We start from the raw sequence: 13,567 nt of genomic DNA, 5'->3' as shown, positions 1-13,567 counted from the left end.
ATGGATAACAGCAAGTTACCTTTAGCGAGTCAGGCGAACGGACAGAATGGTGCGGGACAAGTCACTAACTATTTAGAGTTAGCGCGATCGATGAATACGCTAGAAGCTGCTCAAGAAACGGCAACTGTGGCGCGTATTTTCCGCCATTCTCCCCAAGCCAGTGCAGCGAAAACTCAATCGGTCATTAATGGGATTTATGCTCAAATTCTGGATGTTCCTTATGATAATGTTCCTGAGGACTTCCGTTTAGAAGCATGGGAAGCAACCCTGCTCGCTGGCAATTGCACTGTGCGGGAGTTTGTGAAAGCACTAGCAACATCTGATGTTTATCAAGAACGTTTTGTTTCTCCTTATCCTGATCCGAAGGTCGTTGAGTGTCTCTATCGCCATCTATTGGGACGGAGTGCAAGCGGAATTGAAGTTCATCAGATGACAACTCTCTTCGCTGAACAAGGTTTAAGTGCAGTGGTTGATTATCTGGTTGATGGTGCAGAATACAACCGTTTCTTTGGAGACATGGTTGTTCCTTATGCGAAGGAAAATAACCGCTAATGGGTGGATGATGTAGTCCAATCAATTGATCTTGATAATGACTCCCTTTTCAAGTTTGGAGGGGAGTCATTTTTATGATGATAAGGGGAGATCGCGCAGTTGTTTAGCTAATAATTCCGCACTTAAAACGCCCCCATATAACCAAGTATCTCCAGATAAACGATACACTTGATTGTTTTTGAAAAATTCTAATTTTTCCCATATAGGATGAGTCGTAATTTCTTGTTCAATCTCTTGGTTTTCATCAGGGGGAACATAAAGAAAACTAACGTCTTCAAGTTTAGTTAAGGCTTCAATTCCAATGCGGTTAAAGCCAAATTGACTAAATTTTCCATCCCAAGCATTTTCTAATCCGATCGCGCTGAGAATTTGAATCGCTAAAGCATCATCAGTAAAGATCCGAATCGGAGAGGTATCAGGAACAAATTCCGCTAAAACAATCGGACGTTCTGTGACGGCTTGTTCTTTTAATTCTGCTTTAGTCTCCTGAAATATTGTTTCCAGTTGTTGGAGTTGTGTCTTTCCTGCTTCTGTCTGATCCGTTAATTTTGCCACTTCTAAAAAGATTGCTTTCATGCGTGTCAGTTGAGTGACTTCATCGGGATACGCATTAAATAAGCGGGTGGGTGCAATGCTTTCTAACGCTGATAAAATCCCTTGATGACGAAAATTAACCCCTAAAATTAAATCTGGTTGCAGTTGCGCGATCGTTTCTAAATTCGGCTCTTGGCGGGTTCCCACCTCTTGAACATTTTCTGAAAGTTTAAGCGGAATATTCACATATTCCTGATATCCCTTGATATCCGCAACACCAACGGGTTGAATCCCTAAGGTTAATAAAAAATTTATCTATGAGACAGTTTAACGTAATCATGGGCGTTAGCTTAGGGACGGTTGCGTCTGTTTTTAGCGCTCATACCGCTTATGCCCAAGCTATTTCAATCACAGATGTGGAGATTAATTCCACTGCAGAGGGGATCAATCTTGTTTTAGAAACTAATAATGAAACAACTCCTGAAACCTTTGAAACCCGTTATGGGAAAACGATCGCGCTAGATTTAATCAATACCCAACTCAATCTCCCCCAAGGAGAGAGTTTTCAGCAAGACAATCCCGCCCCTGGTATTGCATCAATTGCAGTCAGCCAACGTTACGCTAACAACGTCCGCGTCACGATTACAGGGGAAACGGATGTTCCTGATATCGCGATAACCACTGAAGACAATCAGTTAGTGGTAGGTCTCAATCAAAGCACACCCACCGCTTCTAACCCTTCCCAACCCAGTACACCAACTTCTCCTGTTGGCGGTGAAACTGAGGGCGAGGTGATTGAATTAGTCGTCTTACGGTGGAGTCGTCGGATGCGCGAGACCTTTGCTCAATTATCCCTTGTATGAGTGAACTCCGTCCATGTTTCGCAAATGCGCTTGTTTTTAAATAACACCAGCAAGGTTAAAAATCCTAAACTCCCAGATTCACAATCCTCTGAGTTGGGCTAAGATTCTAGTAAATACCTCTCAATAGCTTTTGTCGCTAGTCCAATCCAGCAGTCTTAAGTGCCAGTGCTGAGGTTCTAGTCATCAGTGTTAAAATTTGCCACCTTGATCTAGACTGATTTTGCCTCGCATCAGATACATCAAGCCTATTTTCTACGAAGCAGTACAAGTGCCCAGATGTGTCGGCAACCTTCATGTTGGCTTAGCCTGATTGCAAGGGCTTCTAACTAGGTATATATCACAACCCTATACTCTTTGTATCAACAAGAGGAGGATCAACATGACGCTGCAAACGCTTCAATCTGACCTTGGTCGCTTTCGTCAACAGTTTAACGGAGAAATTATTCTCCCCGATCAGCCTACCTATGATGAGGCGAGAACAATCTTCAATGGGATGATTAACCGCCACCCTAGCGTTATTGCTCAGTGTGCTGACGTTGACGATGTTATACATTCAATTCATTTCGCTCGTGACCATGATCTTGAGATAGCAGTCCGTGGAGGAGGACATAGTGTTGCGGGTAAAGCCCTCACAGAGAATGGTCTAGTCATCGATCTCCGACGGATGAATGCGGTATCTGTTGATCCAGAAGCTCGCACGGTAACTGTCGCTGGCGGAGCAACGATGAGCCATCTAGATCGCGCTACTGAACCCTATGGGCTGGCGACAACTGGGGGACGGGTCTCTACCACTGGCGTTAGTGGTTTGACCCTGGGTGGGGGTGACGGTTGGCTCGCTCGTAAAATGGGGCTCGCTTGTGATAATCTCCTCGCTGTCGATTTGGTGACAGCAGATGGCAGTGTCATCCATGCCAGTGAAACTGAAAATCCTGCATTATTCTGGGCGCTTCATGGTGGAGGTGGTAACTTCGGAGTAGCAACATCATTAACCTTCCGCCTACACGAACTATCGGTGGTGACAGCAGCCCTCTTGCTGTGGTCAGCCGAAGCAGGAATCAACGTTCTGCCAGCTTACCGTGAGTTCATTGCCTCAGCACCAGATGAAATCGGTGGTGGTGCAATTTATCTAACGGGACCTGCTGAGGAGTTTGTGCCAAGCCATCTTGTCGATCAGCTGACGTTCTTAATGCTTGTGGTTTACGCTGGAGTAGAAACAGAGGCGCATCGCGTTATGGCTCCACTACTTGCCCTCGGTCATGAAGGAGAGTTCATTGCCGAAATGCCTTATGCTGAACTCCAGTGCATGCTCGATGGTCCGCCTGGTTACCGCAACTACTGGTCTGCTGAGTATTTAGACACGTTTCCAGATGAAGCAGTTAATCGGTTCTGTGCCCGAGCCCAAGACATGATTATTCCTTCTCCTTCTCAACAAGTGCTGATTCCTCAAGGAGGCATGATTGCCCGTGGCCCCTCCAACTACCCAATTCCATGGCGGAAAAGCCCTTGGTGTGTTCATCCCTTTGGTCTTTGGGAGAATCCTAATCATGATGATCAGGGCAGACAATGGGCTCACGACATCAGAACCGATCTGAAACCTTGGGCAAGTGGTAAGGTGTACCTCAACTTCATTGGCGATGAGGGCAAGGATCGTGTTGTCGCTGGGTTCGGACAAGAAAATTATCAGCGATTGGCTATGGTCAAAGCCCAATATGATCCAGAGAACATCTTCCATTTGAATCATAATATCAAACCAGCTTGATAATCCCTGACGCGCTTATGGTGAGGTGACGGGTTAATTTAGTCTTGCTTTGCTTGCCAGCTTAACTGAGCACGACTTTCAGTAATCATATTTTCTAAGGTGCGTCTTAAACTCAGGACTCCTTCTACATGAGTCGGAAACTCAAGGCGCAAGGATTGCCTTTTTTCACAACCGCTTACATCTAGATTAATGCCTGTAGTATCGAGACTGACAACGGTTGCTTGTTCAGCCCAAGTTAATCCTCCCATGACTCTGGCGCAGGCTAGCAGATCGTCTAAGTGATCTTCATTGAGATGCGCTGAGATTTTTGCCAACAGTTTCTCATTCAAGGGAGCACCTTGGGACGCATGATTTGACATGATAGACCTCAATTAATTGATTTTTAGTCGCACTTGACTTTTGTGGCGAGCCAAGCCCCAAGGAGACAAAATAGGAAACTCATCGAAAAGACTCCTGTATATCCGACACTAGAGGCCATAAAACCGCTAAAGGCAGGCATACCAATATGATGACCAATCATATAAGCCGAAGATTGCAGCGTATAGTCACTTCCTGCACTTTCACCACGGCTTTTGTCCATCATCACCGTAAAGAGAGCCGTGCTGGTTAAGCTACGAGCAAATAACTCACCACTGGAAACCGTATATAAAACCGCTTGATGGGTGATGCCAATGGCGGGTAGGATTAAAGCTAGCACCGCCATCGCCTGAAACAATGCAAAAATAACCAGCGATCGTCTGCGTCCTAAAGGCTGAATTAACCCTCCTGCGACAAAAGAGCCGATAATCGCAGCCCCTGACCCAACAATTCCCACCATCCAGCCAATCTCACTTAGAGATAAGTCAACATCAACCAGTAAGGGGCGAAACATACTGCTGGCAATACTGTTACCCGTGACATAGAGCCAAATAAATAAAAGCCACGGTAAGACACCAGGGCGACGAAAAAAGCTCAGCAGGGTTTGGAAATAAGCGGGCGTTTTCAATGTGTGGTAGGCAGCGCTTGGAGTTTCTTTTGGGGAACTGTAATTCTCATTTTCCTGATATCTTAATAAGGGGAAGAGGGCAAGGAGAACTGTTGCAGCAAGAATCCACAAACTGAGATGCCAACCGAGTTGATTCAAAATCAGTAGCATGACTCCCCCGCCGATGATACCCCCCACAGCGCGACCGGCACTTTGAATGCCATTTCCCCAACCCCGTTCACTGGGCGCGAGTAAGTTAAATGCTAGGGCATCGGTTGCGATATCTTGGGTTGCAGCTAAGGTGACAATTACAAATACCCCTCCGAATAGTAACGCTGCATTTTCTGAGACATCAATATTAGAACAAATGACCAAGACAGAGGCGAGTAAACTTTGGGTTGCAACAATCCAAGATTTATAATGTCCCCACTTTTTCGAACCATAGAGATCAACTAGAGGGGCCCAAAGAAATTTCAGCATCCAAGGGAGAGTCAGGAAGCCCAGTAAACCAATCACTTCGAGGGAAGTGTCCTGCTGGCGCATAAAGATGGGTAATCCACGAAAAAAGAAAGCAGAGGGCAGGAATTGTGAGGTGTAAAGACTGGTGAGAAGGATAAACTTAGTACCGCGTTGCATGGTTTGAGCCATAACTGTGAGATTTTGCTAAAACTGGTAATTAAATGAGCCAATGATGGTAAACGGATCTCCTGGTTCAATGCCTCGGGTGCGAGTGCGAGGTGTGCCAACGATATATTCCGTATCGAACAAATTTTTCAAATTGAGGGCAAACTGCCAGTTCTCTCGCTGATAAGAAACCGCAGCATCTAAAACGAAATAGGGATCAAGCTCAAAGCTATTGCTCAAATCGCCTTGACGTGCGCCCACCCAATTGAATCCAAAGCCCAACTCTAGTCCCTCTAAATTCCCCGATTGAATCTGATAGGTTGTCCATAAACTGGCACTATGTTCGGGAACGCCAGCGAGGGAGTTACCCATTTTAAACTGATTATCTTCTGTGATTTCGGCATCAATGTAAGAGTAGGAAGCGATAATATTCCATCCCAGTAAAATTTCACCACTGACATCAAGTTCAATACCTTCGCTTTGTTGTTCTCCTGTGGCAACGGAAAATCGGGGATCCGTTAAGTCAGCTGTGGCAACGTTACGCTTGGTTAAATTAAAGTAGGCAAGGGTTGCTAGGAGATTTTGGTTGAGTAATTCTGTTTTGACTCCAATCTCAAACCCTTCTCCTGCTTCGGGTTGCAGGGGATCTCCTTCAATAGTTGTCCCAGAGTTGGGCAGAAAAGACTGGGAATAGTTGGCATACAGGGAAATATTTTCCACAGGCTGATAAATGACTCCGATGCGGGGGTTAAACGCATCTTCCTCTAGGGTTTCGCTTTCATCATTCAAGATGTTTTCTTGATCAACGGTTTCATAACTAAAACCCGCGACTACAGTAAGTTCATCTGTAATGTCAATTTGATCTTGCAGATAGACCAACAGACTATCGGTGTTGATGGTTTCGCTGCGACTGGGTTCGTCAGCGCGATCGGGTCGGGGAACTTGTCCATAAACGGGATCAAAGATATTGAGGGTGGTTCTAAAAGGAGGGGCGAAATTGGTAAAAGAGTCTGATTCTAACTCGTACCGTGCTAAATCCAGACCCAACAGCAATTTATGATCAATGCTACCAGTATTAAATCCTCCAATCACATTAGTTTGTAGGGCGTTGGTTTCATTGACCACTTCTTGCCCAGCAAAAACTCGATTCAGGGTACCTGTGGTTTCATCAAGTCCGCCAATAAAGGGAAAACTTAGGACTGCGTTAATATCATCCTCATCGCGGATATAGCGGAAGGCATTTCGTAACTGCCAATTCTCACTAAATTCATGCTCGAACGTATAACCCACGTTCAGATAGTCACTGGAGATTTCATCGTCAGGTTCGCCTAAAACGCGATCGCGCGGAATATCGGCAACCTCATCGCCAAAGGCAACTAAACCCGTATCAAATGGACGATCATCGTTGAAATACTCTAACCGCAAATTAAGATTAGTACGATTGCTGATATTCCAGGTTAAAGCGGGTGAGATAAAAAATCGTTCCGTATCCTCTTCAAAATCTCGAAAGCCATTTTCAGTGGAATAAACAGCATTGAGGCGATAAAGCAGGGTATCATCTTCGGTTAGAGGTCCTGAGAGATCAATGCGGGGTCGTACAAATCCATAATTCCCGCCCTGTAATGCAACCTCAGCAAAGGGTTCAGCTAGGGGTTGTTTCGAGACAACATTAACCGCACCTCCAGGATCAGTTTGACCGTAAAGCACGGAAGCGAGACCCCTTAAAACCTCAATGCGTTCGATGTTGGCGATTTCTGGGAAACTCTGTCCAGCCCCATCCCCGTTATCATTCGGACTGTAGAGGCGAAAGCCATCGCGAAGCACAGGTACACCATCAAACCCGCGCAAACTGACTTTAAAGCCTCTGCCTTCAGTGGAATCAACAGCAACTCCGCTCAGATTCCGTAAGGCTTCATCAATATCCGTTACCTGCTGATCTGCCAATACTTCTTCTGGAATTACTGCAATGGATTGTGGAACTTTCAGAATTGAGGTATCGGTGCGCGTGGCGGTGCTGGCGTTGGGAACAAAGTAATCTTCCCCTGCTACAGGAATGACGACTAACTCGATTGGTTCTATTAAGTCGGGGGTAACACTCACTGTAATTCCAGAGATAGTGGTGCGAATGTCAACAGTGGGTGGTGTATCCGTTCCCGCGATCGCGATTTGAACTTGGTTATTGTCTAAAGGCGTGACCTGAACCGAAGCAATCCCTTCTATTGGATTACTGGCAAAAAATTCTTCTCCTTGGGCTAAAACCGCATTAGAAATTTGCGTAATTGTGCGATTCCCTTCAATGACCGTTTCAGAAACCGACAACTCCCCATCAGTTTCCATTTGTAGCGTCAGTCCGTCTGCGGTTTGTTGAATCTCAATATTTATAATCTCAGTAACGGCTGTCTGCTTAATTTGAGCGAAGCCAGCAGGATTTTCTACCACTGTCTCCGCCCAACTTGGCGGAGTTGTCCAGAGTCCTAGCCCAATCATTAAAGACACAGCCCGTAATGTTTGCATTCTTCTACACTCCTAGATCAATCCCAAGATTCATTGTTGATAAGTTTTCTTGTTAATCAAAGACCATCATAGGCGGTTAACGAGATTAATATCTTTGTGAGACGGACTTTTTTTCTGTGTTTGTCGGACTTTTTTTTGAGAGCACGATCGCGCAAGCTCCCCATTATTGCCGAATTTCTCTTTATCTATTTCCGAAATTTTTAGATGAAATAAATGGGGACTCGGAAATAATTCTTTTGAAACTTTAGCATTGGTTGCGATCGCGCTACCGATGTTGCATTTGATACGTTTTAGGCGTAAGGTTAAAAGTACGACGAAAGGCAACACTAAAGGCTTCAGGGCTTCTATATCCCACCGCTTGAGCAACACTCGCGATCGTTGTCCCTGGGGTTAGTAAAAGTTGCTTGGATTGTTCCATCTGATAATTACGCAAATAATTAAAGACTGTCGTACCAAAAACACTGCGAAACCCTTCTTTGAGCTTGCGGTCATTGAGTCCGACCTGATGGGCTAACTCGATGAGTCTTGGCGGATTGGCAATACGATTGACTAATAAATCTCTTGCTTGAAAGATGCGCTCAACATGGTCTGAGGGCAAGTTGTCAACATTCTGTCGCAAACCATGATCATTCAAGATTTGATCCAAATATAAACCGATTAACTCAAAAGTTTTCCCTTCCAAGTAAAACCGTTTAGCAAGTCCCTGATACGGACAATTGAGAAGTTGCCAGACCGTTGTTTTCATCACAGGTGTCATCGCACAGCTATGAAAGTAAGACGGGGTACTAATGCCACTAAACCAGTCTTGAAGATGAGAAGGAATTTGTTCTATCATTTCATCACTCAGCAAATTAATTGCAGTGGGATGAATATGGATATGAGCCAGCCTCACTCGCTGTTGAGCCATATATTCAACTTGTCTCGGCTTCATTGAACTGCCCAGACTTGCTTGTCCCGCCTGTAATTGAATGGCTTGATTGGGATTAGTGAAGAAACTTTTGACTTGTCCAGCGACACAAAAACTCAGTCCTAAAGTAGCAGGATGACTGGAATGTTCTCTTTCAAGCGTCACCGATTCTACAAATTCTAAATCCCGAATCATCAGGCTTAACCCAGAGCGCAGCGACCATCGTTGAACCCAACCATTACAAACTGGGCTAGAAATATTAGAACTGTCGTATTGACTATCCTGACCATTCACAGAAATCGCATCTGGACTTTGGTTAAGCTCCTGAAAGATTTCATCAACAGACAGGATAGAGTAACTTGGTGACACGGGAGCATTAATTCAGCGAATATCAATAGCTCCAGTTTATCAAAAAATATTTGCAATAGCAAGGTAATCATTCCAATAATTCTGGCATTTCTTCCCCTTCTTTAGGTTGCAAGAGTTCAGGGAGATCGTTATTTTCTTCTGTTTGTCGTTGCTGTTCAAGTTGAAGTTGGCGTTCTCTCTCTTGTTGTTCCGCCCGTTCTTTTGCTTCCCGTTCTTCTCGTGATCCTTCCTGAACAAAATTGACAGCTATTTTTCCAGCGCGACCATTGGGAGAATCTTGAAACCGACAGCTACGAGCAAAATTAAGGGCTGCGCGATCGAGCCGACTATTACCACTAGAGCGAGCAATATTTGCACCAGTGACAGATCCCCCAGGATTCACTTGAATGCTAACAATAGGTCGCACTTGTACTGCAAAGTCAATCTTGGGCGGACTTCCACACCCTAACAGCGTTCCCCCTCCTGCGGGTAAGCGACTCGGTTGAGGGGGGTTCGCTCTGGCTGGTTGCTGTTCTCCAGTGGGATTATGATCAGGATTGTCTCCTTCATTTTCAGATTGACCTTGATCAGGCTGATTTCCCTCTGTTTGAGTTGCAACTTGTTCTTGCGTTTCTGCTTCTTCCAAATTGGACTCTGAACTGCGATTATTACTCTCGTCTCGCTCAGATCGAAGCCCACTATTATCTAACAAAGGCTTCGGTGCTGGTCTTGTGGTATCTAGCTCTGGTTCGGGCTGAGGCTCAGGTTGAGGAGTCGCTTCGGGTTCGGGCTTCGGCTTCGGTGCTGGTCTTGTGGTATCTAACTCTGGTTCGGGCTGGGGCTCAGGTTGAGGAGTCGCTTCGGGTTCGGGCTTCGGCTTCGGTTTTGGCTCAGGAGTGGGTTGAGGTTCGGGCTTCGGTTTAGGTTGAGAAGTGGTTTGAGGTTGCGGTTTTGGTTCAGGTTGAGAGTTGCGCTTCGGTTTCGCTTGGCTCTGGCGAGGAGTAGTGACACTTGTCCTTTTTCTAGGTTGAGAAGAAGATGGGCTCGGTTGGGATGTCTTTGGTTGTGGTTGTGGTTCTGGTTCTGGTTCAGGTTCTGGCTTAGGTTTCGGTGGCTCTAAAACCAATAACTCAATCGGGTCTTCTTTTTCTTCGGGTGATTGCTTAGGCTCAGCGTTCCATTGCAGGAAACTCAGCCCTCCATGTAACAGCAGAGAACTGAAAAGACTGATTATGAGCAAACGTTGGCGCGATCGCTGCTCTTGGGAACGTTGATGAACCGAAAACTGAGAAAGACCCATCTCTCGACTTTTATTGATAATATTTATAAATAACTTTGTCTAGGTTAAAAGAACAACTGACTAAAGTCAAGCCTTGGTCAGAGTGAGTGATCCATCTCTGAAAAATCTTGAAATCAGGTTATTTCCAACCTAAACGTATAAAAGTAATCACTTAAAACTTGCATTTAAGTCTAACTATTGCTTAATATTTTACATTAGTGTTGCAAACAATTAGCATCTGATGCCGTCATGGAAATCAATAATTTTTTTACTGCGGGAGGGGTGGTCGCTTATCCCTTACTAGGATTCTCCATTCTCTCTTTCGCCTTAGTGATCGAACGTTTAGTGTTTTGGCTACGCTTGAATCGTCGTCAACCGAGATTAGTCCGCGACATCTTACGGGTTTATCAAGAAGATCCTCATTTAGCCCTCCAGCGTCTGCGGAATCATGGCGACTTACCGATCGCGCGGATTTTTTTAGAGGCTTTAGAATTAGATCAACCCACCCCAGAAGAATTTCGCTTAGCCTTAGAAAGTGCAGCCCAAGCGGAAATTCCCACCTTAAAACGGTCTTCTACAGTCTTTGAAACCATTATTAGTCTCGCCCCGCTTTTAGGACTGTTAGGGACAATTTTAGGCTTAATTACTGCCTTTTCTAACTTACAAATTGGAGAAGTCGGGGGTGAAAGTACAACGGCTGTTACAGGGGGAATCAGTGAAGCCTTGGTTTCTACAGTTATGGGTTTAGTGGTTGCGATTTTCACCCTTTTATTTGCCAATTTATTCCGAGGATTATATCAACGACAACTGGCTTTAATTCAAGAACATGGCGGTCAGTTGGAATTGCTATATCGTCGTCATTATGAAAAAGGAGAACAGCCCACTTATGCAAATTCCTAATGAACCTGATCAGAATTTAGAGATTAATATTTTGCCCATGATTGATGTTATTTTTTCAATCTTGGCGTTCTTTATTATTTCCACTTTATTCTTAACGCGATCGCAGGGGTTACCTGTGGATTTACCGCAAGCGAATACGGCTCAACAACAATCTAAAATAGAAGTCACGGTTACCATTCAAGCCAATGGAAAACTTGCGCTGAATCAAGAAGAAATTTCCATCCAAAAGCTAGTCCCAGCAGTTCAACAAATGAGTGAAAACAGTCAAGAAACAATTATCATTGTAAAAGCAGACAAAGCCGTTTCTCATGGGGGAGTAGTAAATGTTATGGATCAATTGCGACAAGTGGAAGGGGTCAAACTCGCGATCGCGACGACAAATCCATCGAAATCAGACTGATGATTACAAGACTAAGCATTCTGACTCGGGAACAACTTTTGCTCAAGATTTAGACGTGATTGCCACACCAAGCGCGATCGCGCCTTTTTGAACAAGCCCTCATCAAAAGTTGTTCTAAAATAGCGGGTAATAGCAACTCACCAAAAGCCCATGAAACGACTTCTTATTTTCGGCTTGTTTTTCCTCGGCTTAACGTTTGCTCTGTGGAACTTTTCAGGCGCAGCCAATCAAGGAACGTACCAGTCTTATGTTCTGGATTTTCGAGAAGATATTCCTCAGTCTGTTGTCGAGGATAAATTAAAGGCACTGCAAGAGAAATATTCAGTGACAACGAAATTAAACAGTGAATTTTCCGAGCGCGATCGCGTTTATATTATTAAATCAGAGGAAGAACTCCCCACACTCAATTCTCTAAGAAAACTGCTCAAAGGAACAACTGAAGCGATTGACCGTAACTACCAGTATCATACTTTTGCCATTCCTAATGACCCCAATTATAACCAACAGTGGAATTTTCGGAGCATTAATGTTGAACAGGCTTGGGATGAGACACAAGGGGACGGCGTTACTGTAGCCGTGATTGATACTGGAGTGAGTCCAGTTCCCGATCTCAAACAAACGGAATTTGTCAAGGGGTATGATTTTGTCAATGACCGCGTGCAAGCCGATGATGATGTAGGACATGGGACGCACGTTGCTGGCACGATCGCGCAATCAACCAATAATAATTATGGTGTTGCTGGGATTGCCTACAAAGCCAAAATTATGCCGATTAAAGTCCTTGATGGCAATGGTGGGGGAACCGTCGCTGATATTGCAGAGAGCCTCCGTTTCGCTGCCAATAATGGGGCTGATGTCATTAATTTGAGCTTGGGTGGTTTAGGAGATAGTCATATCTTATCCGAAGCGATTAAATATGCTCACAGTAAGGATGTAGTGATTGTTGCTGCTGCAGGTAACTCGAACCAAAATTCTGCTGCTTATCCCGCTCGTTATCCTCATGTCATCGGGGTTTCCGCCTTAGATGCTGCGGGGGTAAAAGCCAATTATTCCAACTTTGGGGCGGGGGTTGATATTTCTGCACCAGGCGGGAGTGAAGCTGGAAAAGTCGTGCAAAATACCATTAGCGCTGATACAGGAGAGGGAGTTTTTACAGGCTATCAAGGCACAAGTATGGCAGCCCCGCACGTGGCTGGTGTTGCAGCATTAGTGAGAAGTACAGGGATTACTGAACCAGCAGAAGTGCTCAATGTCTTAAAACAGTCGGTGCGGAAAGTGCAAGAAGATCCCATGAATCATTATGGTGTGGGACAACTGGATGCTGGTCAAGCGGTAAAACTTGCTATGCGCGGACAAATCAGTGTTCGTGACTTCTTCCGTTGGCTGCGGGATAATGGTTATCTCAATCCCCGTTTCTGGATTGATGGCGGTACAGTAATGCTACCTTTTAAGCTAGCCACTGTCATCGGCGGGTATCTCTTGGCTTGGTTATTACGGACTTATTTTCCCTTTACTTGGAGTTGGTCGCTAGCCAGTGGTATTGTGGCTGGCAGTTCGGGCTTATTTTTCCTCAAAGGTTTCTATATCTTTGATTTACCCCAAGCCCCATTTCGGGTGCTGGGCAGTTCGATTCCAGAGTTAGGTAATGCCATTCCAGGAAGTCCCGTTCTCAATCCGTTCTTTGCTAGTGTTTTAATTCCTTTAGGGTTAGTGCTGTTACTGTTGCAAAACCCGCGTTGGCGTTGGTTTGCGGTGGGAACGAGCTTAGGCGTTGCTTCCTTTCTCGCCATTAGTGCGGTTGTTTCTCCAGCCGTCTGGGGGTTAGGCAGTGGTTGGCTAGCAAGAAGTTATCTCCTACTCAATGCCTTATCCTGTTGGGGATTAGGACGTTTAGCCAGTCGTCAAGACCAAGTGCTCTCTTAA

12 protein-coding genes are annotated in these 13,567 nt (G+C 45.1%); 6 read left to right on the top strand and 6 right to left on the bottom strand.

Annotated features, from left to right (window positions below; all coding sequences use genetic code 11):
* Positions 1–552: a phycobilisome rod-core linker polypeptide gene (locus PCC7418_RS20815; RefSeq protein WP_315862156.1), complete on the top strand. Its 552-nt coding sequence runs from the start codon at positions 1–3 to the stop codon at positions 550–552.
* Positions 553–624: 72 nt separating this feature from the next.
* Here PCC7418_RS20815 and PCC7418_RS00930 read toward each other — a convergent pair whose 3' ends face one another.
* On the bottom strand, positions 625–1,353 hold the full coding sequence (locus tag PCC7418_RS00930) for an ABC transporter substrate-binding protein (RefSeq protein WP_396275480.1): 729 nt from the start codon (positions 1,351–1,353) through the stop codon (positions 625–627).
* 50 nt (positions 1,354–1,403) lie between these two features.
* Between PCC7418_RS00930 and PCC7418_RS00925 the strand changes: the two genes are divergently transcribed.
* Positions 1,404–1,949, top strand: a complete 546-nt coding sequence (locus tag PCC7418_RS00925; protein ID WP_083885353.1) for an AMIN domain-containing protein — start codon at positions 1,404–1,406, stop codon at positions 1,947–1,949.
* 379 nt (positions 1,950–2,328) lie between these two features.
* On the top strand, positions 2,329–3,708 hold the full coding sequence (locus PCC7418_RS00920; RefSeq protein WP_015224295.1) for an FAD-binding oxidoreductase: 1,380 nt from the start codon (positions 2,329–2,331) through the stop codon (positions 3,706–3,708).
* Between the two features lie 38 nt (positions 3,709–3,746).
* Here PCC7418_RS00920 and PCC7418_RS00915 read toward each other — a convergent pair whose 3' ends face one another.
* The 5 genes from PCC7418_RS00915 to PCC7418_RS00895 form a co-directional block, all read right to left on the bottom strand.
* The gene (locus tag PCC7418_RS00915) at positions 3,747–4,067 is read right to left on the bottom strand and encodes a DUF2470 domain-containing protein (RefSeq protein WP_015224294.1); all 321 of its coding nucleotides are present in this window, start codon (positions 4,065–4,067) and stop codon (positions 3,747–3,749) included.
* Between the two features lie 23 nt (positions 4,068–4,090).
* A complete protein-coding gene (locus tag PCC7418_RS00910) occupies positions 4,091–5,320 on the bottom strand; it encodes an MFS transporter (RefSeq protein WP_015224293.1) in 1,230 nt (409 codons plus the stop codon).
* A gap of 15 nt (positions 5,321–5,335) precedes the next feature.
* The gene (locus PCC7418_RS00905; RefSeq protein ID WP_015224292.1) at positions 5,336–7,810 is read right to left on the bottom strand and encodes a TonB-dependent siderophore receptor; all 2,475 of its coding nucleotides are present in this window, start codon (positions 7,808–7,810) and stop codon (positions 5,336–5,338) included.
* A gap of 265 nt (positions 7,811–8,075) precedes the next feature.
* Positions 8,076–9,086 carry an AraC family transcriptional regulator gene (locus PCC7418_RS00900; protein ID WP_015224291.1) on the bottom strand — a complete coding sequence of 337 codons (1,011 nt, stop codon included), beginning with the start codon at positions 9,084–9,086 and terminating at the stop codon, positions 8,076–8,078.
* Between the two features lie 67 nt (positions 9,087–9,153).
* The gene (locus PCC7418_RS00895) at positions 9,154–10,365 is read right to left on the bottom strand and encodes an energy transducer TonB (RefSeq protein WP_015224290.1); all 1,212 of its coding nucleotides are present in this window, start codon (positions 10,363–10,365) and stop codon (positions 9,154–9,156) included.
* Positions 10,366–10,593: 228 nt separating this feature from the next.
* Here PCC7418_RS00895 and PCC7418_RS00890 point away from each other — a divergent pair, with 228 nt between their 5' ends.
* From PCC7418_RS00890 to PCC7418_RS00880, 3 genes are all read left to right on the top strand, one after another.
* A complete protein-coding gene (locus PCC7418_RS00890) occupies positions 10,594–11,244 on the top strand; it encodes a MotA/TolQ/ExbB proton channel family protein (protein ID WP_015224289.1) in 651 nt (216 codons plus the stop codon).
* Positions 11,231–11,644, top strand: a complete 414-nt coding sequence (locus PCC7418_RS00885) for a biopolymer transporter ExbD (protein WP_015224288.1) — start codon at positions 11,231–11,233, stop codon at positions 11,642–11,644. The genes PCC7418_RS00890 and PCC7418_RS00885 overlap by 14 nt, the downstream gene beginning before the upstream one ends.
* A 150-nt stretch (positions 11,645–11,794) precedes the next feature.
* The gene (locus PCC7418_RS00880) at positions 11,795–13,567 is read left to right on the top strand and encodes a S8 family peptidase (RefSeq protein WP_015224287.1); all 1,773 of its coding nucleotides are present in this window, start codon (positions 11,795–11,797) and stop codon (positions 13,565–13,567) included.

This window comes from Halothece sp. PCC 7418 (assembly GCF_000317635.1).
In the GTDB taxonomy this organism is placed as follows: domain Bacteria; phylum Cyanobacteriota; class Cyanobacteriia; order Cyanobacteriales; family Rubidibacteraceae; genus Halothece.
This window is presented reverse-complemented; position numbering and strand designations above follow the sequence as displayed.

Bases quoted from the DNA above. Each gene is read 5' to 3' on its own strand.
- PCC7418_RS00915 (WP_015224294.1), bottom strand. From the start codon at position 4,067: ATGTCAAATCATGCGTCCCAAGGTGCTCCCTTGAATGAGAAACTGTTG.
- PCC7418_RS00895 (WP_015224290.1), bottom strand. From the start codon at position 10,365: ATGGGTCTTTCTCAGTTTTCGGTTCATCAACGTTCCCAAGAGCAGCGA.
- PCC7418_RS00890 (WP_015224289.1), top strand. From the start codon at position 10,594: ATGGAAATCAATAATTTTTTTACTGCGGGAGGGGTGGTCGCTTATCCC.
- PCC7418_RS00925 (WP_083885353.1), top strand. From the start codon at position 1,404: ATGAGACAGTTTAACGTAATCATGGGCGTTAGCTTAGGGACGGTTGCG.
- PCC7418_RS00910 (WP_015224293.1), bottom strand. From the start codon at position 5,320: ATGGCTCAAACCATGCAACGCGGTACTAAGTTTATCCTTCTCACCAGT.
- PCC7418_RS00885 (WP_015224288.1), top strand. From the start codon at position 11,231: ATGCAAATTCCTAATGAACCTGATCAGAATTTAGAGATTAATATTTTG.
- PCC7418_RS20815 (WP_315862156.1), top strand. From the start codon at position 1: ATGGATAACAGCAAGTTACCTTTAGCGAGTCAGGCGAACGGACAGAAT.
- PCC7418_RS00880 (WP_015224287.1), top strand. From the start codon at position 11,795: ATGAAACGACTTCTTATTTTCGGCTTGTTTTTCCTCGGCTTAACGTTT.
- PCC7418_RS00920 (WP_015224295.1), top strand. From the start codon at position 2,329: ATGACGCTGCAAACGCTTCAATCTGACCTTGGTCGCTTTCGTCAACAG.
- PCC7418_RS00905 (WP_015224292.1), bottom strand. From the start codon at position 7,810: ATGCAAACATTACGGGCTGTGTCTTTAATGATTGGGCTAGGACTCTGG.